Consider the following 18,840-nt stretch of genomic DNA (forward strand, 5'->3'; position numbering starts at 1 on the left):
ACCGATGTCCTTTGATTTACTCGTCAAAAACGCAAACCTGCCGGATGGCCGGACCGGGATCGACATCGCTTGCCTAGATGGGCGGATTGTGGCCGTCGAGACTGGGATCACAGCTGACGCGGCTGAGGTGATCGATGCCACTGCCAAGCTGGTGTCTCCGCCCTTCGTCGACAGCCATTTTCACATGGATGCGACTTTGTCGCTCGGTTTGCCGCGCATGAACCAGAGCGGGACGCTACTGGAGGGCATCGCGCTCTGGGGCGAGCTGAAGGGGATCCTGACTGTCGACGCCGTGATTGAGAGGGCGCTGAAGTACTGTGACCTCGCTGTCTCCCAAGGGCTGCTTGCGATCCGCACCCATGTCGATGTGTGTGATGACAAGCTCACCGGCGTTCAGGGGCTTTTGGAAGTCCGCGAAAAGGTCAAGGATTACATCGATCTGCAACTAGTTGCTTTTCCGCAAGACGGTCTCTACCGCTCACCGAGTGCTGAAACAAACCTGCTGAAAGCCCTTGATATGGGCGTTGATATCGTTGGGGGCATTCCGCATTTCGAAAGAACCATGGACGATGGAGCAAAGTCCGTTCGCCGACTTTGCGAAATTGCTGCGGAGCGCGGTCTGATGGTCGACATGCATTGCGATGAAACCGATGACCCGATGTCCCGCCACATCGAGACGCTCGCCTATGAGACGCAAAGACTGGGCTTGCAGGGCCGGGTGGCTGGATCGCATCTGACCTCGATGCATTCCATGGACAATTACTACGTGTCAAAACTCTTGCCCTTGATCGCCGAAGCTGAGGTGCATGCGATCGCAAATCCGTTGATCAACATCACGCTTCAGGGAAGGCATGACACCTATCCGAAACGGCGCGGTCAGACACGCGTTCCGGAAATGCGCTCCTATGGCATCAACGTCGCCTTTGGGCATGACTGCGTGATGGACCCTTGGTACTCCATGGGATCCGGAGACATGCTGGAAGTCGCGAGCATGGGCCTGCACGTTGCTCAAATGACCAGCCGTGAGGAGATCCGCTATTGTTATGACTGCGTGACCACCCATCCGGCAAAAGCGATGGGGCTCGAAGGGTACGGCCTGGAGAAGGGCTGCAAGGCGGATTTCGTGCTTCTGCAAGCGCGCGATACCATTGAGGCGATCCGGCTCAAAGCCGCCCGGTTGGCAGTTATTAAGTCCGGCAAGGTGATCGCAACATCCGAACCTCGTCAGACACGTCTTGCAATTGAGGGCCGCCCGGGGCTGGTCAATCCGGCAGATTACGCTCCTAAGGAACATTAGGCCTTGCCAATTGCGGCGGCTGTGGTTGACACACGGCGCCACATCCGATGCCATCGTCCTGTTTGGTTCAAGACAGGGGTGGCGCGATGAGACTGTTGGTCAAAGTAAGCGGTGAAGCTCTCGCCGAAGGATCCGCAGGTGTCTTTTCTGACGCGGCGATCTCCAGAGTGTCTTCTCACCTCGTTGCGCTTGCTGAAAGGGGTCACGAAGTTGCGGTTGTTGTCGGTGGCGGAAACATATTCCGGGGCACCAGCTCCTCAGATTGGAATATTGAGCATGTCGAAGCGGACAATGTTGGCATGCTCGGGACCATTGCGAATGGCATTCTTCTTCGGGCTAAGGTGGAAGCGACATCGAACCTTGAAGTCCGGTTAATGTCGGCCGTCGACATTCCGGCAATTGGTGAAAAATACATCCGCCGGCGGGCGCTGCGGCATCTGGAAAAAGGCCGGCTCGTCATCCTGAGCGGAGGGATCGGCCAACCTTTTGTGACCACAGATTATCCTTCGGTCCAGCGTGCCGTTGAACTGGAATGCGCCAGTGTTCTCTGTCTGAAAAACGGTATTGATGGGGTCTACGACAGTGACCCAAAAACCAAACCGGACGCAAAGCGGTATCGGACACTCTCTATCGAAACCGCGATCACCAACTCCTTGGGGTTCATGGACCGTTCGGCCCTGGTCTTGGCCAAACAGCACAATGTTCATGTGCATGTAATTGGTGTTGATACGGGCATAGATGTTGTCGACGCTGTTGCCAGCGATGCTGTCGGCACTCGCGTGTCCCGAGACGCTGAGAGCAAATTTTACTGAGTTCCAGTTTCTTGTATCAGTGCCAACCAGATAAGCGTCAAGTCATGGTTGTGGCTTGTGTCATCAAAGGGATGTTCTTACCCTTGCCGGAAAGCTACGCCGAGTAGCAGGTGTATTTGATGGGTGGATTGCGAATGCCAAGCATAATTTTTCTAAGGTTTCAGCCGGTTTGGGTTCGGCTTGCCGGTGTTTCTATCTCTTTGTTTTGTGCAGCCGGTGGTGCGATGGCTGCTCAAGAAGAGGTCGTGATCGAGGGTGTCCCGGTCGTGGTCACCGAGGAATCCATCAAATGCGATATTGACCCGGCCGACGTTCCCAAGGACATCAGTGTCAAGCGGCTCGTGGATTGCAATTCCGCGGAACTTGTCGAAATTGACTTGCCCGGAGAGAGCATCGCGGCCATCAAATTCACGATAACTCCTGACGATAAAAAGATTTCTTCCGGAACCCGTGCTGAGTTGCGCGACATGCACGTTGCCAAAAACGGGGATGAGACCTGGTATCGGTTCTCAACGCTTCTGCCCGGTGATTTCCCAATGGAGTCAAAGCACCGATTGGTGATGGCGCAATGGCACGAGCGGGTGAATGAAGGTCAGGAAAGCCTGCGGCCGCCCTTGTCTCACCGCCTTTGGGATGGTCGGTTTGTTGTCACCCTTTGGAACGGCGAGCGCATCAAGAAGCTTGGATCCAAGAAGGGCGATGGCGAGATCCTGCATTCGCAGCCGGAGCTTCAACGCGAGTTGTTTCACGAATACGCTTATAAGGTCGTCTGGTCTCCTGAGGATGATGGTGAAATTGTCGGTTGGCGGCGCGAGTGCTTACCAGCCGATGTGGCTTGCATAAACGGCGTCTGGGAAGAGTTCATCCGCCACAACGGACCGACAGGCTATACAGACAAAGAGGTCAACGGCTATTACTTCAAGATTGGGCTATATACTGTCCGCGAGTTTGACGTGCCCTTTACCGCTTACCACAACGGCTACGGCAGAGGCGCTTCTGCGGCCGACATCGGCCTCACTGATCCGATGTTTCAATAGGCGGTTCTCCGCCGAGTGCGGATGTCAGCGTCCCGGCTGCATTCATGACGGCGGAGCCAAGGCTCTGGATTTTGTTCTCTGTTACCCGGCTTGTTGGTCCCGAGATCGACAACCCGGCTGCGATCTCGCCATAGTGGTTGAAGACCGGCGCTGCGATGCAGCGCATGCCGAGGTTTTTTTCCTCCCCGTCAATCGAATAGCCGCGCGTTTGCGCTTGGGCCAGATCGGCTTTCAGGAGCCCGGCGTCGCATAATGTGTAGCTGGTAAAGCGTTCCCGCTTGGAGCTCTTCAGGATTTTCTCACACAGTGTTTCGGGCATGAAGGCGAGTAGGGCCTTGCCGATCCCGGATGCGTGCAGAGGAGACAAGGAGCCAGGCGGAAAGAAGGCCCGGATGCTGGCATGCGTTTCCACCTGACTGACGAACAGCACCTGATCTCCTTTTTGAATGCCGAGATTGGCGGTTTCGCCTGTCTTTTCCATGAGCTCCCGCAAGATTGGCCGTGCCCGCTCAACAAGACTGGTGCGGCGCAAGAAGCGGGCACCCACGATGAACGCGGATGGGCCGATGTGCCAGAGTTGCTGGGCTTGGTCGAACTCAACCAACCCCCGCGTTTCAAGCGTAAAAAGGATCCGGTAGAGCGTTGCAGTGGATTCTCCAGTCTGGTCGGAGAGCGCCGACAAGGAAACCCCCGACTGCGTGCTCAAATGCTCAAAAACAGCCATCGCCCTATCGAGTGATTTGATGGTGTTCTGACCGCTCTTATCGTCCCAAGCGCGCGGCCGCCCCCGTGCCTTTCTCCCGGCGATCAAGTCGTTTTCGCGTTCTGGCATGAGACTGTCTCTACATATTATTGAAAAACTAATTCATCTTATGAAAAATATATCTATCTGACAATATTGATTTTTTCTGTATTTCTTGCTTTTAAAAAAGTTTTTTAAAAAAATTGCATGCTCTGGATGCGTTCCGGTAACGTTTCATGAAACCGTGAGAGGAAACGGCCATGAGCTTTCAAAACCCTGTTTTTATTCCAGGTCCCACAAACATGCCGGATGCGCTTCGCAAAGCGTGCGATATGCCGACACTGGACCACCGTTCACCGCTGTTTGGTGAAATTCTCCAGCCGGCACTTTCGGGGGTAAAAAAGATACTCAAGAGCGAGCTTGCAGAGGTTTTCATCTTTCCATCGACTGGTACCGGTGGATGGGAAACAGTGATCACGAACACTTTAAGCCCGGGCGACAAGATCCTGGCGGCTCGCAACGGGATGTTCTCCCATCGCTGGATCGACCTTTGTCAGCGTCACGGGCTTGACGTTGTGATTGTTGATACGCCGTGGGGAACTGGTTTGCCCGCGGATCGCTACGAAGAAATTTTGGCCGCAGACACCCATCATGAAATCAAGGCGGTGCTTGCTACGCACAATGAGACGGCAACGGGCGTTAAATCGGATATTGCCGCAGTTCGCCGGGCGCTCAACAATGCCAAGCATCCGGCGCTGCTTTATGTCGACGGCGTCAGCTCCATTGCTTCCATGGATTTCCGGATGGACGAGTGGGGCGTTGATGCCGCTGTCACGGGATCGCAGAAAGGCTTCATGCTGCCGGCAGGCCTTGCAATCGTCGGATTGTCGCCGAAGGCGCAGGCCGCCGTCGACCAGGGGAAACTGCCGCGGACCTTCTTCGACATTCGCGACATGCGGAAATCCTATGCGGTCAATGCTTACCCCTACACACCTGCGGTTGGACTGCTTAACGGCCTGAAACACAGCTGCGACATGCTGCTGTCTGAAGGCCTCGACAATGTGTTTGCCCGGCACCATCGCATCGCAGAAGGCGTGCGCGCTGCCGTCCATGCCTGGGGGCTTCAGCTTTGTGCGGGATCCCGCGATGTCTATTCCGACACGGTCAGCGCCATTCGAACCCCTGAGGGCTTCAACGCCACGGACATCATCACCCATGCAGCCGGGAAATACGGTGTTGCGTTTGGCGTTGGCCTCGGGGAAGTGGCCGGCAAGGTCTTCCGGATCGGGCACCTCGGAAGCCTCACCGACGTCATGACCCTCTCTGGTCTGGCAACAGCGGAAATGGTCATGGCGGACCTGGGTCTTTCCATCAAACTGGGCTCAGGCGTTGCCGCGGCTCAAGACTACTACCGCACCGAGGAGGCCGTTTCCTCAAAGGAGGCTGCATGAAAACCAACGCCCTGAACTCTTACGTCCCAACCCTGGAAGACATTCTGGTTGCGCATGAACGGATCAAGCCGCACGTGCATCGCACCCCGGTTCTGACGTCTTCCTTCTTGAATGATCTGACCGGCGCTGAGCTGTTCTTCAAGTGTGAGAATTTTCAGAAAGCAGGTGCCTTCAAGGTGCGCGGTGCCTCCAATGCGGTTTTCGGCCTGGATGAAGAAACAGCGAAATCAGGTGTTGCCACACACAGTTCGGGCAATCATGCCCTCAGCTTGTCATATGCAGCGGGCCGGCGTGGCATCCCGTGTCACGTGGTTATGCCGCATACAGCACCGCAGGCCAAAAAGGATGCCGTGCGCGGCTATGGTGGCATCATCACGGAGTGCGAACCGTCAACCTCCAGCCGCGAAGCGGTCTTTGCCGAAGTGGAGGAAAAGACCGGCGCCGAATTCGTCCATCCCTACAACGACCCACGCGTGATTGCCGGGCAGGGAACCTGTTCCAAGGAACTTATGGAGCAGACTGATGGTCTCGACATGGTGATTGCGCCGATTGGCGGCGGCGGGATGGTCTCTGGAACATGCCTGACCCTGTCCAACCTGGCACCGGAGGTAAAGATCTTCGCGGCCGAACCGGAACAGGCGGACGATGCCGCGCGCAGCCTCCGCGCCGGTCACATCATCGCGGACGATGCTCCCAAAACCGTTGCCGATGGCCTGAAAGTGCCGCTTAAGGATCTGACATGGCACTTCGTCTCCAATTACGTATCGGATGTCTTGACGGCTTCCGAGCAAGAGATTGTCGAGGCGATGCGGCTGACCTGGGCGCGCTTGAAAATCGTCATGGAGCCATCCTCCGCCGTGCCGCTCGCGACAATCTTGAAGAACAAGCACATCTTCGCGGGCAAGCGTGTTGGTGTCATCATCACCGGCGGCAACGTCGACCTGAACAAACTCCCTTGGACCCTTTGAAGCCGTTTCGGAGATCAAACTGATGAACGCAATAACTGGATTTGAAAAACTTGAGGTTGGGTACCACGTTCCGGCTGTCCCGGGGATGGACGAAAAAGACATCCAAACGCCGTGCCTGGTGCTCGATCTTGACGCGCTGGAGCGCAACATCAAGAAGATGGGTGACTATGCCAAGGCCCATGGCATGCGCCACCGGGTGCACGGCAAGATGCACAAGTCCGTTGACGTTGCCAAATTGCAGGAACGTTTGGGCGGTGCGGTTGGCGTTTGCTGCCAGAAGGTGAGCGAGGCCGAGGTTTTTGCACGCGGCGGCATCAAGGATGTTCTCGTGTCCAACCAGGTGCGCGACCCGGCGAAGATCAAACGCCTCGCCCAGCTGCCGAAGCTCGGCGCTCGTACATTGGTTTGCGTCGATGATATCGACAATGTTGCTGAGCTCTCGGCAGCAGCAGTCGAGGCTGGGACGACGCTGGAAGTCTTCATTGAAATCGACTGCGGTGCCGGCCGTTGCGGTGTCACAACAACGGACGCAGTTGTCGAAATCGCAAACGCTGTTGATGCAGCGCCAGGGCTGAAATTCACCGGCATTCAGGCCTATCAGGGGGCCATGCAGCATCTCGATACATACGAGGCGCGCAAGGAGAAGCTCGACGTTGCCATTGCCATGGTCAAGGACGCGGTCGAGGGCCTGAAGGCCGCCGGTCTGGAGCCGGAACTGGTCTCCGGTGGCGGCACTGGGTCTTACTATTTTGAATCCAATTCAGGTGTCTACAACGAGCTGCAGTGCGGGTCGTATGCTTTCATGGATGCGGACTATGGCCGGGTCCTGGACAAGGACGGTAACCGCATTGATCAGGGCGAGTGGGAGAATGCCCTCTTCATTCTTACCCAGGTCATGAGCCACGCAAAGGCCGATAAGGCGATCTGCGATGCCGGTTTGAAAGCCCAGTCCGTCGACAGCGGTCTGCCGTTTATTTTTGGCCGGTACGATGTTGAGTACGTCAAATGCTCCGACGAGCACGGGGTGATTGCCGATCCGGATGGTGTCTTGAAAGTCGGCGAAAAGCTGAAGCTCGTCCCCGGTCACTGCGACCCGACGGCCAATGTCCATGATTGGTACGTTGGGGTCCGCCATGGCAAGGTCGAGACGGTCTGGCCGGTCTCTGCCCGCGGCAAGGCTTACTGATCCATCACGTTGTTCGATTTGGCTGAGCCCCAAGTGGGCTCAGCCTTTTTTGTGGAGACACCTATGATCATTGTTCCTGAAAAAGAAATAGCGGCCCTTCTGGGTCGTGCCGAAGCTTTTGAAGCGGTCGAAAGCGTATTCGCTGCCATGTCGAGCGGGGTTGCCTATAATTTTCCGGTTATCCGAGAGGCGATCGGGCACGCTGATGCCCTTTATGGCTTCAAATCCGGGTTTGACCGGTCATCTCTGGCATTGGGATTGAAGTCCGGCGGGTACTGGCCAGGCAATGCCGACAAGGGTCTGACCAACCACCAGTCGACGGTTTTTCTCTTCGATGCGGATACCGGCAAGGCCAAGGCTGTCGTCGGCGGCAATCTGTTGACCGCATTGCGGACAGCGGCCGCCTCTGCGGTTTCGATCAAGCACTTGGCACGCAAGCATGCCAAGGTTCTAGGCATGATCGGTGCGGGTCATCAATCCGCGTTTCAGATGCGAGCAGCTGTCGAGCAGCGATCTTTCGAGAAGGTGATCGGTTGGAACCTGCATCCGGAAATGCTGTCCCGGCTGGAAGAGACGGCCGCTGAACTTGACCTGCCATTTGAAGCCGTGGATCTAGATCGCCTGGGGGCGGAAGCCGATGTGATCATCTCCATCACATCCAGCTTCGATCCGATCCTGAAAGTCTCACAGGTCACGCCTGGAACGCATCTCGCCTGTATGGGAACGGACACCAAAGGCAAACAGGAAGTGGAAGCCGAACTTGTTGCCAAGGCCACCGTTTTCACGGATCAAGTTGCTCAAAGCTCCACGATTGGAGAGTGCCAGTACGCTGTCGCAAGCGGTCTGATTTCCGAGAGCGACATCAACGAAATAGGGGCTGTCATCAACGGCAATCATAAGGGCCGGACGTCAGTGGATGAAATTACTCTTTTCGACGGTACAGGTGTCGGTCTTCAGGATCTTGCTGTGGCGTCGAAAGTTGTCGATTTGGCGGTCGAAAAAGGCATCGCCATCTCGGTCGACTTCTAAACGCGTTTTGCCAATCATAATTCCAAGAACCTTGCCTGGGGCCGGCGGAAACGCTGGCTCTCTTTTTTGTTTTCCATAGGCACTTTTATTTGCACCCGCAGCGTCAGAAAAAGACTAACCTTGGGTCTGTTGCCCCGGATACCGATCCGTGGCGTAGTGATCAGGATTGTATGGTGTGGGTTGGCAGGTCCCGGCTCGGAGGCCGGGACGGCGGCATATAGTTTCACAGTAACAGTGCAAACCTATAACTATCGTCAGTTCTCTACGCTCGTGTGCTGTTTTTGATGAGCAGGTGTTTGACGCTTGCGCTGTGCCGCCCCGGACTTGATCCGGGGCCGTCGTCAACGGTCTGTGGTAATGCGGTTCAGCCGAGGGTTTAGCCGGTTTCTCTGAAATGTTGAGTGCCCAAAAAGAAAAGGGCCGCAACAGCGGCCCCAATCGATTTCGTAGGATCTGACGCACTCGGATTACTCCGCCGGTAGAGACCCTTTGCCATGACCGGACATGCCGCCAGAGACTTCTTCGGTCGCTTCCTCGGATAGTTCATCTGGAAGGATCAGGTTGAGGACAATGGCGATCGCTGCTGCAGGCAGAAGCCCGGTCGTCAGCAGGATCCGGGCCGTATCTGGCATATGCTGCAGGGCGCCCGGGTCCAGCTTAAGGCCCAGTCCGATTGTCAGGGCAATCGCGAAGATCACCATGTTGCGGCGGTTCCAGTTTACATCTGAAAGCATTGAGACACCCGCAGCGACAACCATTCCGAACATGACGATGACGCCGCCGCCAAGAACCTCAATCGGGACGGTGCGGATCAAACCACCGACCTTTGGAACCAACCCGCAGATAATCAGGAAGACAGCGCCACACGTCACCACATGCCGGCTCATGACACCGGTCATGGCGATCAGGCCGACGTTCTGGCTGAAGGATGTGTTCGGAAATGCGCCGAACAAACCGGCGACCGTGCTGCCCAGACCGTCGGCGTAGGTCGCACCGGAAATTTCCTTGTCGGTTGCGTCGCGGCCTGCGCCGCCTTTTGTAATCCCGGTTACGTCGCCCACGGTTTCGATTGCCGAAACAAAGCCCATGAGACAGAAGCCGATGACCGCAGCTGCAGAGATTTCAAACCCGTATTTGAAAGGCTGCGGCAGGGCGAATGCACTGGCATTTGACCAGGAAGACGCAATGGTGTCGAAAGTCAGCATCCCGGTCATTAGGGCATAAATGTAACCTGCAATCAGGCCCAGCAGCACTGCAGAAACCGACAGCATACCTCTGGCATAGAACTTGAGTCCAAGTGTGACGAAGATGACCACCAGCGCCGCAGACCAGTTGAGCAAAGACCCGTATTCCGGAGTGCCGATGGCCGGTACTCCGCCGGCGGCATATTGGATCCCGACCTTCACCAGCGACAGACCTATCATGGTAACGACCAATCCTGTGACAAGCGGCGGTAGGGCAAAACGGATTTTTCCGATAAACAGACCCAGTACCGCATGGAACATGCCGCCGATGATAACCCCGCCAAAGACGGCTGCGAGCCCGTCAACGCCTTTTCCGGCGACAAGCGGAATCATGATCGGCAGGAAGGCAAAGGATGTGCCTTGTACAATTGGCAGCCCTGCGCCGACCGGGCCCAAGGTAATGGTCTGAAGCAGTGTCGCCACACCGGCAAACAGCATCGACATCTGGATCAGGTAAAGAAGCTCGGGAAAATCGGGCGAATTCGACCCGAAGCCGAAACCGGCGGCTCCAGCCACGATGATCGCGGGTGTGACATTTGAAACAAACATGGCCAGGACGTGCTGGATCCCGAGCGGAATTGCCTTTGCCAAAGGCGGAGTATAGTTGGGATCGCGCAATTGCTCCGGCGATCCGATCGATGCGTTACTCATGGTTTCTCCTCTGAAGGTCGATCGGATGTCCCTGTCTCGTTTGATGGACCGGGATCATCCCTTTTGTGAATCTCAAACCAGGTTTGGTGTGATCCCCACAGATGTGGCTGCCAGCCCTCCCGGCTCAGCAGGTCGTGAATATGTCTGCGGCCTGTTTCGCCCGGAACCTGAGAGAACCGTGCGCAGGTCTTTTCTGATCGTTGTGGTGAAGGTCGATGGGGACAGCGCGCCGTGATGCCCAAACATAATGGCGCTCGTAAAATCTGAGCCGGTTGCCGGATTATTGGCGACCGGAGCCTGCAGTTTCCGTCCGGAAGAGTGATCCGGGGATCCAGGCATGTTCTCTGACCCGTCTAACGATTGCTGTCAGTTTTCTTATAAAGCAAAACAATCTTCTGACTTTCTCGGAAAATCAGAAGGTGCTTTCGGATATCGGCTGGTGCAAAACAAAGCCTGCGCTCAGCATGATTGCGGGCAACAATGATTTCTCAGGAGAGCCTTATGGCCGGATATCTCACCACCCATGTTCTCGACACCGCCCAGGGCTGTCCCGGCAAGGGGATCAAGATCGACCTCTACCGGATCTCGGGTGACAGCCGCGTGTTCGTTCGCAGCCTTGTGACGAATGATGATGGCCGGACAGACAGTCACATTCTTCCAGCTGATGAGTTCGAAACCGGCACGTACGAACTCGAGTTTCATGTCGGAGCATATTTCGATGACGCTGGTGGTTCGCTGCCGAATCCAAAGTTTCTGGACGTCGTCCCATTGCGCTTCGGCATGTCTGAGGACGCGCATTATCACGTGCCGCTCCTCGTCACGGCATATAGCTACTCCACTTACCGCGGGAGCTGATTGACCGGAAATTGTTTTCAGCTTTGAGAAAGCCAGGGGCAGATGACCTGCCCCTGGTTTTATTCTGCTGCTGTGGCGCGATCGCTAAGATCGGCATGCTTGATGACAAAATCGACAAAGTGCCGAATTTTAGGGTCCTGTAAGCGGCGGTGCGGATAAAGGCAGCCGAAAATTGTCGGCGGCGGCGGCGTGTCGATGAGGATCTCCACAAGATCTCCCTTTCGCAAGTGCTCGGCAACATCGAACCGGGGTTTGTTGACGATGCCGTATCCGCTTATGGCCCAATCTGTGAGAACGTCGCTGTGATCGACGTCGAACTTCCCGGAGACTTGTAGTTTTCGTGGCCCATCTTTGGTCTCCAGAACCCAATAATATTCCGGGGAATGCGGATAACGGAGCAAAAGGCAGTTGTGTTCGCAGGTCAAAAGATCATCCGGTGATTGGGGTGTACCGTGCTTTTCAAGATATCCCGGCGCAGCACACAGAACGCGCGGACAATCGGCGATCTTTCGCAGTTTCAGGTTGGAATCTTCCGGCGTGCCAATAAAGAAAGCAACGTCCAAACCGTCCGACATGATGTCGACTTTGCGGTCGGATAAACGCATGTGAACTTCTGTTGCTGGAAACTGTTCAACGAACTTAGGCACAAGCGGCGAGATGATCCGGCGTCCTGCTCCGAGCGGCGCGGTGATCCGCAATACACCGCGCGGCATATCGGAGAAACTTGCAACGGCCGCCTCCGCGTCATTGATGGATTCCAATGCTTTTACAGCATGTTCGTAGAAAACTTTGCCGACTTCTGTCGGTGTCAGGGAGCGTGTTGTCCGATTGAACAGCCGGGCACCCAGATGCTTTTCCAGCTCCTTGATCCGCTTGCTTGCCACCGCCGGTGTCATGCGCAGATCCCGCCCGCCGGCAGTTATGCTGCCGAGCTCAACCACCCGCGTGAAGACTCGCAGGCTTTCCAGATAGGCCATCAGCAGTCCTCCCTCGTTCAGCTGTGTCCGGTCGCGATCGTTCTTCCGAACCGTAGCTTTGATCCAATGGCGTGGTTCTAGCGCGATTATCGCACAGGCATTTTCAATGGATTGTTGAAAGAATTTCCGGTTTAGCCAGATTTTTTAGAGGCGAACGCGGCCGTACGGTCCATGGCGAGATGAGAGCTTGCCGAGGACGCAATGAACCACCGCACAGAAATCCGGTTTCTTCTGAACGGCCGTAACGTCGCAATTAAAGATGTTGAGGCCGACGCGACCCTACTCGATTTTCTGCGCCTGGACCGCCGGCTGACGGGAACCAAGGAAGGTTGCGCGGAAGGCGATTGCGGCGCATGCACGGTACTGGTCGGCAGGCTGCAAGACGGGCAGTTGATCTACGAGACCGTCAATGCCTGCATTCGCTTCATGGCTTCGCTTGATGGATGTCACGTGGTTACCATCGAGCATCTGCGCGGCGAAAACGGCCAATTACACCCGATCCAGCAGGCCATGGTTGACTTTCACGGCAGTCAGTGTGGCTTCTGCACACCTGGCTTTGTGATGTCCCTTTATGCGCTGTGGATGGGAAATCCGGAGCCGACTGAAACGGAAGTTGAGACCGCAATTCAGGGGAACCTGTGCCGGTGCACTGGATATGAGCCGATCATCGCCGCTGCGATGGCTGCCAATCGGTATGGCACACCGGCGAGTGATTTTCTGACAAAAGAACGCCAAGTAATTGCGGACCGGCTCACAGCCTTGCGGGATGGCCAAAGGGTCGTTTGCGGTCCAAAGGACAACCAAGCGATTGTTCCTTCTAGCGTTGACGATCTCGCTGACGTTCTGGCCGAATTTCCGCAAGCGACCATTGTGGCTGGTTCAACCGATGTGGGGCTCTGGGTCACAAAGTTCATGCGTCCGATTGGCCCCGCCGTTTTCATCGCACACCTTGAAGAGCTCAAGTCCATTACGGTGAGCGCGGACGCGCTGGATATCGGTGCAGGCGTGACCTACACCGAAGTGCAGCAGAGCATCTGCGAGGCATTCCCCCACCTTGAAGCCTACTGGGACAGGATTGCGGGCCAACAAGTCCGCAATATGGGGACGATTGGTGGCAACATTGCCAATGGGTCGCCGATCGGGGATACGCCGCCAGTCCTGATTGCACTTGGGGCTAAGGTCACGTTGCGCAAAGGTAGCGTTACACGCCGGTTGCCGCTGGAAGACTTCTTCATCGAATACGGCAAGCAGGATCGCGCTCGCGATGAGTTCGTCGAAAGCATATCGATCCCGCGTGCATCTGCACTTCAGCGTCACGGCGCCTACAAGATCTCCAAGCGACGCGACGAGGATATTTCCTCTGTCGCGGCCGGGATCAGTGTGACGGTGGAAAGCGGTGTGATTACCGAATGCCGGTTGGCGTTTGGCGGCATGGCCGGTACTCCGAAACGCGCAGCTGCGGCGGAAGCCGCGCTGACCGGTCAACCTTGGGGACGAGCAGCTTTCACAGCCGCAGGCGAGGCGCTTGAGGCCGATTTCCAGCCGCTGTCCGATTGGCGGGCGTCTGCCGAATACCGGATCACCGTCGCGCGCAACCTGTTGCAGCGCTTTTTCCTTGCCCATGACGATCAGTCTGCCGAAGCGGCCGATCTTCTGTCCGCTTGTTGACGAGAGTTCCATGAAACACGACACAATCACCAAAGCGACCCAAACTGTCAGCGGCACCGTTCACACCAATCGGCACCATGACAGCGCGGAAAAGCATGTCACGGGCGGCGCCGAATATTGTGATGATATCGGCGAGCCGCGGGGCACATTACACGCCTATTTGGGTGTCTCTTCGGTTGCGCATGGTTTGATCAAATCCATGGACCTGTCAGCTGTGTTGGCCGCGCCCGGCGTGGCCGGGGTTCTGACGGCTGAAGACATTCCGGGCGTGAACGATATCAGCCCGACAGGGCTTAAGGACGAGCCGGTGTTCCCAAAGGAAAAAACCGAGTTCCACGGCCAGCCACTGTTTGCGGTGGTGGCCGAAAGCCGAAATGCAGCCCGCCGGGCCGCCGAGCTGGCCGAGATCGACTACGAAGTGCTGCCGCATGCACTCGATCCTCTTGAAGCGCAGGAAGCAGGCCATCCTTTTGTAACAGCACCGCTTAAGCTCGAGCGCGGTGAGATCGAACAAGGTTTTTCTGGCGCAGACCACCGGATAAAGGGGCAGATCAAGATCGGCGGCCAGGACCACATGTATCTGGAAGGCCAGATCGCCTTCGCCATTCCGGGAGAAGATGACGACGTCGTCGTGCATTGCTCGACACAGCACCCGAGTGAAGCCCAGCACATGGTCGCGCATGTCCTCGGTGTGCCGTCCAATGCGGTAACCGTGAATGTCCGGCGCATGGGCGGCGGGTTCGGTGGCAAGGAAAGCCAGATGAACCTCTTTGCCGCTGTTGCCGCGGTCGCGGCCAAGAAATGGAATTGCCCTGTGAAGATCCGGCCCGACCGGGATCAGGACATGACGGCGACCGGCAAGCGCCACGATTTCGTCGTTGATTATGATGTCGCCTTTGATGAGTGTGGCCACATTCAAGCGGTCGACGGCATCTTTTCTGCGCGCTGCGGCTATTCCGCAGACCTCTCAGGCCCGGTCACTGATCGTGCGCTGTTTCACGCTGATAACGCCTATTTTTATCCGAACGTCCGCCTGCGCAGCCAGCCGATGAAAACCAACACGGTTTCTAACACGGCGTTCCGCGGCTTTGGTGGTCCACAAGGTGTTGTCGCAGCAGAACGCATGATCGAGGAAATCGCCTACGCGCTTGGCAAGGACCCCCTGGAAGTCCGGAAGGCTAATTTTTACGGCAGCGCGGAAGATGGACGTACGCTGACGCCGTATCATCAAGAGGTTGAAGACAACATCCTGCCGCGGCTGATCTCGGAACTCGAAGAGACGGCTGAGTATCAGGCGCGCCGGAAAGCGATCCTCACCTTTAACAAGACCTCAACAGTTATCAAGAAGGGGATTGCGCTCACGCCGGTGAAGTTCGGCATCTCCTTCACGGCCACCTGGTATAACCAGGCAGGCGCGCTGATCCACATTTACAATGACGGCTCGATCCACCTGAACCATGGTGGAACGGAAATGGGCCAAGGGCTCAATACCAAGGTCGCGCAAGTTGTGGCTGATGCATTGCAAGTCGATTTTGAGCGCATCAAGATCACCAAGACCACCACTGAAAAAGTCCCCAATACCTCTGCAACAGCGGCATCCTCCGGGACCGATCTCAACGGAATGGCTGCCCTCGATGCGGCTGAGCAGCTGAAGGCGCGGTTGACAGACTTTGCCGCCGAACATTGGTCTGTCGAGCCAGAGACGGTCATCTTCCGCAACAACATGGTACAGGTCGGACAGGAGGTTGTTTCCTTCAGCGACCTGGTTCGCAAAGCCTATATGGCCCGTGTGCATTTGTCGGCAGCGGGTTTCTACAAGACACCGAAGATCCATTGGGACCGCTCGGCCGGCAAGGGACGCCCGTTTTTTTACTACGCCTATGGTGCCTCGTGCTCGGAAGTCTCCGTCGATACGCTGACCGGAGAATACCGGGTGGAGCGGACCGACATCCTGCATGATGTGGGTAAGTCGCTGAACCCGGTCCTCGATAAGGGCCAGGTGGAAGGCGCGTTCATTCAGGGAATGGGCTGGCTGACGACCGAGGAGCTGTGGTGGGATAAAGCCGGGCGCCTGCGCACCCATGCGCCGTCCACCTACAAGATCCCGCTGGCTTCCGACCGACCGCGTGTTTTCAACGTCAGTCTGGCGGACTGGTCCGAGAACAGGGAACTGACCATCAAACGCTCCAAGGCTGTTGGCGAACCGCCGTTCATGCTTGGCGTGTCTGTTTTTGAAGCCTTGTCGATGGCGGTAGCCAGCGTAGCCGATTACCGGGAATGCCCGCGTCTTGATGCGCCCGCCACCCCGGAACGGGTGCTGCTGGCAGTCGAGCGGCTGAAGGCAGGAGGATAGTCTGATGAACGCGCTTTCTGCCAATGTGGCCGCGTTTTTTGATGCAGAAAGCGCGATCATTCGTGTCGAGGTGACTGAAGTTCGTGGGTCTTCCCCACGGGAGGCGGGTACTGAAATGTTTGTGGCGCCCACCCGTGTGAGAGGCACGATCGGCGGCGGGCGGTTAGAGCAGATTGCGATCGACCGTGGCAGAGCGATGTTGGAGACCCGGCAGCTCTGCGACACGTTGGATGTGCCGCTTGGACCGGAAATTGGCCAGTGCTGCGGTGGGCATGTCAGGCTTCGTCTGATCTGGATGAGCTGGTCTGACCGGCACGACGCAATCCGGAGGCTTCAGGCGGAAGAAGCCGCTCAACAGCATGTTTACATTATGGGCGCGGGGCATGTCGGACGCGCCATTGCTGATCTTCTTCAGCATGCTCCGGTGATATGCGTTCTGGTCGACATGCGCCAGGAAGAATTGGGAAAATGCGAGGCAAAAGTTGAAAAGCGGCTCCGCGCGTTGCCGGAAGTCGATGTGTTCAACGCGCCGCCCAACAGCGCCTTCATCGTGCTCACCCACGACCATGGCCTCGACTTTCTTTTGACATCTGCGGCTCTGGAATTGGGGCATGCCGCCTATGTCGGAATGATCGGGTCGGCCACCAAACGCGCGAAACTGCGCTCCTGGTGCCGGACCCATTGCGACGGCCTGACGATCGACCAGCTGATCTGCCCGATTGGGGCAACGGCCAGCCGCGATAAACGGCCGGAAATCATCGCTGCATTTGTAGCTGCCGAAGTGCTGACCGCTTTAACGACGGTTCAGCTTGTCTCGGACAGCGGGGAGGAGGCTGCGCTGCTCGAAGCTGCGCAGTGAACCAATGGGCTTGCCGCGCCTGAGGAGAGGCGAGGTGTGCCTTTTTGACTGAAAGGAGACCCGGTATGCGGGTTGGGAGTTACGATTACAAACTGTTCTCAAGGGGCGATTTCAGCGCCTTCTGGGCACTGTTCACCGATAACCTTGTCAATCTGATGGTGCTTGCAGGCATCTGTCAGTTCGTCTTTCAAATGCCGGCGGAGATTGTCTATGGCCGGATCATTCCAGGTGCCGCTGTGGCAATCCTGGCTGGCGTGGCCGTCTATGTCTTGCTCGCCAAACGCGCGGCCGCAGAACACGGTCGGGAAGTAACGGCACTTCCCTACGGCATCTCCACTCCGGTGATGTTCGTCTATCTGTTCGGTGTGATTGGTCCGATCTACTGGTCCACGAACGATCCGGTTTTGGCCTGGCAGGTTGGCATTGGTGCCGGCTTTCTCGGTGGTATCGTCGCCGCTCTGGGTGCCATCATCGGTCCATGGCTCAAAAAGGTGACACCGCGCGCAGGCATGCTCGGCACCTTGTGCGGCATTGCCTTGGTGTTCATTGGTTCGGTCCCCCTTGCGACCATCTTTGAGAACCCGTTCATTGGCTTTGCGTCGATGATTATCATCCTTTGGGGGATGGTTGGCCGGTTCCGCCTGCCGTTCAACATTCCGGCGGGACTTCTGGCTCTGATCATCGGGACGGTTGTTGCTCTTTTGATCGGTCAGTCTTCGATCAGCTTTGAAGGTGTCGGCTTCTACCCGCCATTGCCATACTTCGGGGATCTGATCGCCGGGATTCAGCATCTCTTTGCAAACCCGGAACTGTTCCTTGTTCTGGTGCCAGTCCAGATCTACAACTTCATCGAAACGATGAACAACGTGGAAAGCGCGGAAGCTGCCGGTGATCACTATCCGGTCGCAGCATGCCAGATTACTGATGGCGCTGGCACGATGGTGGGTGCGCTGTTTGGGTCGCCGTTCCCGACCACTGCCTATATCGGACACCCGGCTTACAAGCGTATGGGTGCACATTCCGGCTACATCATCGGTGTCGGCCTCATCATTCCGCTGGCCGCCATGTTCGGATTCCTCGCCTTCTTGAGCAATCTGATCCCGGTCGCCGCGGCCGCGCCGGTTCTGGTGTTCGTTGCCCTCAGCCTGATCACCAACACCGCGCATGCGGTCAAGGTTGAGCATATGGCTGCAGTCACCATTGCGATGATGCCGCATGTCTCCGCTTTTCTGGTGGTGAAGTGGGGCTCTTTGATGGGCGCGCTCAATGCAACCGGGGCCCAGGATGTTCTGCCACTCGGTTCTCCCGAATTGACCGCCGCACTGATGCAACAGGGCGCGCATTACGCCGGTCATTTGGCTCTGAGCCAGGGTGCGATCCTGACCGGGCTGATCTGGGGGGCGATCGTTGCAAGCGTTATTGATGGCAAGTTCCGGATCGCCGCTGGTTTTGCCTTTGCAGCCTTTGTGATGGCGTCGCTGGGCGTGATCCATTCGGCAACCTTGCACCTGCCCGAATTTGGCGCCGTGAGCCTCGGCTATCTGATCGCCGCTGCCTTCCTGGTCATTTATCCGATCTTCCACAAGGAAGAAGCGATTGTGCCGGAAGCCGAAGGATTGCCCCGCCCGCAAGCCGCACCGGGCGAGTAAACCCCCACTTTAAACAAACGCCGGGGCGGGCACTCTGCCCCGGCATCCAACCCTTCAGAAAG

Annotated in this window: 16 protein-coding genes; 13 read left to right on the forward strand and 3 right to left on the reverse strand. The window is 56.8% G+C overall.

Going from position 1 to position 18,840, the window contains the following annotated elements:
* Positions 1–4: 4 nt before the first annotated feature.
* The 3 genes from SADFL11_RS22145 to SADFL11_RS22155 all read left to right on the forward strand — a co-directional run bounded on the left by SADFL11_RS22145 (position 5) and on the right by SADFL11_RS22155 (position 3,146).
* Complete coding sequence (locus SADFL11_RS22145) at positions 5–1,297, forward strand: amidohydrolase family protein (RefSeq protein ID WP_008196977.1); 1,293 nt, start codon at positions 5–7, stop codon at positions 1,295–1,297.
* A gap of 86 nt (positions 1,298–1,383) precedes the next feature.
* Positions 1,384–2,109 (forward strand): uridine monophosphate kinase, encoded by a 726-nt coding sequence (locus tag SADFL11_RS22150; protein ID WP_040450971.1) that lies wholly within the window; start codon positions 1,384–1,386, stop codon positions 2,107–2,109.
* Positions 2,110–2,243: 134 nt separating this feature from the next.
* The gene (locus SADFL11_RS22155; RefSeq protein WP_040450970.1) at positions 2,244–3,146 is read left to right on the forward strand and encodes a heparin lyase I family protein; all 903 of its coding nucleotides are present in this window, start codon (positions 2,244–2,246) and stop codon (positions 3,144–3,146) included.
* Here the strand turns inward: SADFL11_RS22155 and bhcR are convergent.
* Complete coding sequence (gene bhcR, locus SADFL11_RS22160; protein ID WP_008197308.1) at positions 3,124–3,978, reverse strand: HTH-type transcriptional regulator BhcR; 855 nt, start codon at positions 3,976–3,978, stop codon at positions 3,124–3,126. The two genes, SADFL11_RS22155 and bhcR, sit on opposite strands and share 23 nt — an antisense overlap.
* 170 nt (positions 3,979–4,148) lie before the next feature.
* On the opposite strand from bhcR, the gene bhcA reads away from it, so the two are divergent.
* From bhcA to bhcD, 4 genes are all read left to right on the forward strand, one after another.
* Entirely contained in the window at positions 4,149–5,339 is a 1,191-nt protein-coding gene (gene bhcA / locus SADFL11_RS22165) for an L-aspartate--glyoxylate aminotransferase BhcA (RefSeq protein ID WP_040450969.1), read from the forward strand.
* Positions 5,336–6,307: a beta-hydroxyaspartate dehydratase BhcB gene (bhcB, locus tag SADFL11_RS22170; RefSeq protein ID WP_008195124.1), complete on the forward strand. Its 972-nt coding sequence runs from the start codon at positions 5,336–5,338 to the stop codon at positions 6,305–6,307. The genes bhcA and bhcB overlap by 4 nt, the downstream gene beginning before the upstream one ends.
* 22 nt (positions 6,308–6,329) lie before the next feature.
* Positions 6,330–7,493 carry a 3-hydroxy-D-aspartate aldolase BhcC gene (gene bhcC, locus SADFL11_RS22175; protein ID WP_008192433.1) on the forward strand — a complete coding sequence of 388 codons (1,164 nt, stop codon included), beginning with the start codon at positions 6,330–6,332 and terminating at the stop codon, positions 7,491–7,493.
* A gap of 63 nt (positions 7,494–7,556) precedes the next feature.
* The gene (gene bhcD / locus SADFL11_RS22180) at positions 7,557–8,522 is read left to right on the forward strand and encodes an iminosuccinate reductase BhcD (RefSeq protein WP_008196854.1); all 966 of its coding nucleotides are present in this window, start codon (positions 7,557–7,559) and stop codon (positions 8,520–8,522) included.
* A 467-nt stretch (positions 8,523–8,989) separates the two neighbouring features.
* Here bhcD and SADFL11_RS22185 read toward each other — a convergent pair whose 3' ends face one another.
* Positions 8,990–10,417 (reverse strand): uracil-xanthine permease family protein, encoded by a 1,428-nt coding sequence (locus SADFL11_RS22185; RefSeq protein ID WP_008195879.1) that lies wholly within the window; start codon positions 10,415–10,417, stop codon positions 8,990–8,992.
* Here SADFL11_RS22185 and SADFL11_RS22190 point away from each other — a divergent pair.
* Positions 10,416–10,652 (forward strand): hypothetical protein, encoded by a 237-nt coding sequence (locus tag SADFL11_RS22190; protein WP_040450968.1) that lies wholly within the window; start codon positions 10,416–10,418, stop codon positions 10,650–10,652. The two genes, SADFL11_RS22185 and SADFL11_RS22190, sit on opposite strands and share 2 nt — an antisense overlap.
* Before the next feature lie 266 nt (positions 10,653–10,918).
* Entirely contained in the window at positions 10,919–11,272 is a 354-nt protein-coding gene (gene uraH / locus SADFL11_RS22195) for a hydroxyisourate hydrolase (protein WP_040450967.1), read from the forward strand.
* Between the two features lie 59 nt (positions 11,273–11,331).
* On the opposite strand, the gene SADFL11_RS22200 is transcribed toward uraH, so the two are convergent.
* Positions 11,332–12,249: a LysR family transcriptional regulator gene (locus tag SADFL11_RS22200; protein WP_008194947.1), complete on the reverse strand. Its 918-nt coding sequence runs from the start codon at positions 12,247–12,249 to the stop codon at positions 11,332–11,334.
* A gap of 201 nt (positions 12,250–12,450) precedes the next feature.
* On the opposite strand from SADFL11_RS22200, the gene xdhA reads away from it, so the two are divergent.
* The 4 genes from xdhA (at position 12,451) to SADFL11_RS22220 (ending at position 18,778) form a co-directional block, all read left to right on the forward strand.
* Positions 12,451–13,917: a xanthine dehydrogenase small subunit gene (xdhA, locus tag SADFL11_RS22205; RefSeq protein ID WP_008194052.1), complete on the forward strand. Its 1,467-nt coding sequence runs from the start codon at positions 12,451–12,453 to the stop codon at positions 13,915–13,917.
* Positions 13,918–13,927: 10 nt separating this feature from the next.
* Entirely contained in the window at positions 13,928–16,270 is a 2,343-nt protein-coding gene (gene xdhB / locus SADFL11_RS22210) for a xanthine dehydrogenase molybdopterin binding subunit (RefSeq protein ID WP_008193511.1), read from the forward strand.
* A gap of 4 nt (positions 16,271–16,274) precedes the next feature.
* On the forward strand, positions 16,275–17,129 hold the full coding sequence (xdhC, locus tag SADFL11_RS22215) for a xanthine dehydrogenase accessory protein XdhC (protein WP_008192761.1): 855 nt from the start codon (positions 16,275–16,277) through the stop codon (positions 17,127–17,129).
* A 65-nt stretch (positions 17,130–17,194) separates the two neighbouring features.
* Positions 17,195–18,778: a permease family protein gene (locus tag SADFL11_RS22220; protein ID WP_008193871.1), complete on the forward strand. Its 1,584-nt coding sequence runs from the start codon at positions 17,195–17,197 to the stop codon at positions 18,776–18,778.
* Positions 18,779–18,840 lie beyond the last annotated feature (62 nt).

The sequence above is a fragment of the Roseibium alexandrii DFL-11 genome, assembly GCF_000158095.2.
GTDB classification, from domain to species: domain Bacteria; phylum Pseudomonadota; class Alphaproteobacteria; order Rhizobiales; family Stappiaceae; genus Roseibium; species Roseibium alexandrii.

What these genes read in the sequence shown, in the direction of transcription:
- SADFL11_RS22145 (WP_008196977.1), top strand. Translation starts at nt 5, where the DNA reads ATGTCCTTTGATTTACTCGTCAAAAACGCAAACCTGCCGGATGGCCGG.
- SADFL11_RS22150 (WP_040450971.1), top strand. Translation starts at nt 1,384, where the DNA reads ATGAGACTGTTGGTCAAAGTAAGCGGTGAAGCTCTCGCCGAAGGATCC.
- SADFL11_RS22155 (WP_040450970.1), top strand. Translation starts at nt 2,244, where the DNA reads ATGCCAAGCATAATTTTTCTAAGGTTTCAGCCGGTTTGGGTTCGGCTT.
- bhcR (WP_008197308.1), bottom strand. Translation starts at nt 3,978, where the DNA reads ATGCCAGAACGCGAAAACGACTTGATCGCCGGGAGAAAGGCACGGGGG.
- bhcA (WP_040450969.1), top strand. Translation starts at nt 4,149, where the DNA reads ATGAGCTTTCAAAACCCTGTTTTTATTCCAGGTCCCACAAACATGCCG.
- bhcB (WP_008195124.1), top strand. Translation starts at nt 5,336, where the DNA reads ATGAAAACCAACGCCCTGAACTCTTACGTCCCAACCCTGGAAGACATT.
- bhcC (WP_008192433.1), top strand. Translation starts at nt 6,330, where the DNA reads ATGAACGCAATAACTGGATTTGAAAAACTTGAGGTTGGGTACCACGTT.
- bhcD (WP_008196854.1), top strand. Translation starts at nt 7,557, where the DNA reads ATGATCATTGTTCCTGAAAAAGAAATAGCGGCCCTTCTGGGTCGTGCC.
- SADFL11_RS22190 (WP_040450968.1), top strand. Translation starts at nt 10,416, where the DNA reads ATGGTTTCTCCTCTGAAGGTCGATCGGATGTCCCTGTCTCGTTTGATG.
- SADFL11_RS22185 (WP_008195879.1), bottom strand. Translation starts at nt 10,417, where the DNA reads ATGAGTAACGCATCGATCGGATCGCCGGAGCAATTGCGCGATCCCAAC.
- uraH (WP_040450967.1), top strand. Translation starts at nt 10,919, where the DNA reads ATGGCCGGATATCTCACCACCCATGTTCTCGACACCGCCCAGGGCTGT.
- SADFL11_RS22200 (WP_008194947.1), bottom strand. Translation starts at nt 12,249, where the DNA reads ATGGCCTATCTGGAAAGCCTGCGAGTCTTCACGCGGGTGGTTGAGCTC.
- xdhA (WP_008194052.1), top strand. Translation starts at nt 12,451, where the DNA reads ATGAACCACCGCACAGAAATCCGGTTTCTTCTGAACGGCCGTAACGTC.
- xdhB (WP_008193511.1), top strand. Translation starts at nt 13,928, where the DNA reads ATGAAACACGACACAATCACCAAAGCGACCCAAACTGTCAGCGGCACC.
- xdhC (WP_008192761.1), top strand. Translation starts at nt 16,275, where the DNA reads ATGAACGCGCTTTCTGCCAATGTGGCCGCGTTTTTTGATGCAGAAAGC.
- SADFL11_RS22220 (WP_008193871.1), top strand. Translation starts at nt 17,195, where the DNA reads ATGCGGGTTGGGAGTTACGATTACAAACTGTTCTCAAGGGGCGATTTC.